This is a genomic window from Bradyrhizobium sp. P2_E8 (genome assembly GCF_056403875.1).
This window is the reverse complement of record NZ_JBFUES010001028.1, coordinates 1-2,568: the sequence shown is the minus strand read 5'-3', so window position 1 is coordinate 2,568 and position 2,568 is coordinate 1. Positions and strand designations below refer to the sequence as shown.

Below are 2,568 nucleotides of genomic sequence, written 5' to 3'. Positions count from 1 at the left end.
GCACAGGGGGACTCGTGGCGCTACGACACTGCGCAACCGACCGCCCCTTCTGGAACCTCCTCCCCCGCCCAGCCCGCAATCGCAGGGAGCGTCGTGTGCGCCACAGCTACACCACGCCCACATGCTCCATCTCGCATCTCGCGGCGGGCACGAGCTGATAGGCTGAGCTCGCGGACAACAATGTGCCGGCATCACCGGCCAGCCCGAGGAGCATCCCATGTCGAAACCACAAACCAATATGCGGTGGATGGCCGCCGCGATCGTATCGGTCGGCCTCGTCACGTTCGGCGCCGCGCGCGCGGCATCGGTCGCGCCGGTCGCCGCGCAAAACGGCATGGTGGTGTCCGCGCAGCATCTGGCGACCCAGGTCGGTGTCGATGTGCTGAAGCGCGGCGGCAATGCCGTCGATGCCGCTGTGGCCGTCGGTTATGCCTTGGCCGTCGTCTATCCGGCCGCCGGCAATCTCGGTGGTGGCGGCTTCATGACGATCCAGCTCGCCGACGGCCGCAAGACCTTCCTCGATTTCCGCGAGACGGCGCCCAAGGCAGCGACGGCCAATATGTATCTCGACAAGGATGGCAACGTCATCAAGGGCATCTCGACCAAGGGGCATCTCGCTGTCGGCGTGCCAGGATCCGTCTCGGGGATGGAATATGCGCGCGAAAAATACGGCACCATGAAGCGCGCCGACCTGCTCGCCCCCGCGATCCAGCTCGCCGAACAGGGCTTTGCGCTGGACCAAGGCGACATCGACTTGTTGCGCACGGCGACGAAGGATTTCGAGGAAGACCCCGCGTCCGCCGGTATCTTCCTCAACAACGGCAAACCGTTCGAAGTGGGTGAGAAGCTGGCGCAGTCGGAACTCGCCAAGACACTGCGCGAGATCAGCAGCAAGGGCACCGACGGCTTTTACAAGGGCTGGGTCGGCAGCGCCATCGTGGCATCGAGCCAGGCTGGCAAAGGCCTGATCACGCAGGACGACCTCRACAGCTACAAGACGCGCGAGCTCGCACCCGTCGAATGCGACTATCGCGGCTACCACGTGATCTCCGCGCCGCCACCGAGCTCGGGCGGCGTCATCATCTGCGAGATCCTGAACGTCCTGGAGGGCTATCCGCTGAAGGAGCTGGGCTATCATTCCGCGCAGGCCGTGCACGTGCAGATCGAGGCCATGCGGCACGCTTACGTGGACCGCAACAGCTATCTCGGCGATCCGGATTTCGTGAAGAATCCGCTCGACCGCCTCCTCGACAAGAATTACGCGACCAAGATCCGCGCCGTGATCGATCCGAACAAGGCCGCGATCTCCAAGGACATCAAGCCGGGCGTCGCGCCGCACGAGGGCAGCAACACCACGCATTATTCAATCGCGGACAAGGACGGCAACGCCGTATCGGTGACGTACACGCTGAACGATTGGTTCGGCGCCAAGGTGACGGCGGCCAAGACCGGCGTGCTGCTGAACGACGAAATGGACGACTTCACCGCCAAGGTCGGGGTGCCGAACCTTTATGGCCTGGTGCAGGGCGAGGCGAATGCCATCGCTCCGGGCAAGCGGCCGTTGTCCTCGATGAGCCCGACCATCGYCACCAAGGACGGCAAGACCGTCATGGTCGTGGGCACGCCCGGCGGCAGCCGCATCATCACGGCCGTGTTGCAGACCATGATCAACGCGATCGACTACGGCATGAACGCACAGGAGGCCGTCGACATGCCGCGTATCCACCAGCAATGGCTGCCGGACCTCACCAACGTCGAGAACTACGCGCTGTCACCGGACACGCAGAAGATTCTAGAGGGGATGGGGCACAAATTCGGGCCGCCGCAACCGGCGAACCACCTCGCGGTCATCATCGTCGGCGCGCCCTCGCTGAACGGCGAGCAAGTCGGCAATAACCGCTACTACGGGGCCAATGATCCACGCCGCAACAGTGGACTGGCGGCCGGGTATTGATCGCCTTCCCCACCCTTACGACTGAATACCCCGCGAAAGCGGGGTATTCAGTTCGTAGCCCGCATGGGGGATTTTCGGGCGATCCCGGATATCGCTTCGCTCATCCGGGCTACGGCGCCCTTCCCTCACCACTTCTCCTTCGAGGTCCGCACATCGAGCTCGAACGACCAGGCACGTTCGGGCTGGCGGTAGAGGAAGGCGAAGCCATCGACGATGCCTTCGATGTCGATCAGGCTGTCTTCGCGGCTCGCCGCATCGGGAAAGCGCGAAAGGATCTTGTCGCCGGCGATCGCACCGTCGACCACGACATGGCCGACATGGATGCCGTCGCTCGCATATTCCTTGGCCATCGCCTGTGCCAGCGTGCGCAGGCCAGCCTTTGACGAGTTGAACGCACCATAGCCGGAGCGTCCGCGCAGCGAGGCGCTGGCGCCGGTGAAGAGCAGCGTGCCTGCCTTCTTCGGCACCATGCGACGCACCGCCTCGCGGCCGAACAGGAAGCCGCCGAAGCACACGACGCGCCAGGCCTTCTCGAAATAGTCGGCTTCCATCTCGATGATCTTGCCGGGCGTATTGTTACCGGCGTTGTAGATGGCGAGATCGAGGTCTTCGCC

Annotated in this window: 2 protein-coding genes; one reads left to right on the top strand and one right to left on the bottom strand. The window is 64.0% G+C overall.

The genetic code is table 11. From position 1 onward, the window contains the following. Positions 1-217: 217 nt before the first annotated feature. Positions 218-1,954: a gamma-glutamyltransferase gene (ggt, locus tag AC1D00_RS36135; protein WP_477013960.1), complete on the top strand. Its 1,737-nt coding sequence runs from the start codon at positions 218-220 to the stop codon at positions 1,952-1,954. Between the two features lie 125 nt (positions 1,955-2,079). Here ggt and AC1D00_RS36130 read toward each other — a convergent pair. Beyond that, positions 2,080-2,568 (bottom strand): SDR family NAD(P)-dependent oxidoreductase (locus AC1D00_RS36130; RefSeq protein ID WP_477013959.1); only part of this gene is annotated, 489 nt, incomplete at its 5' end.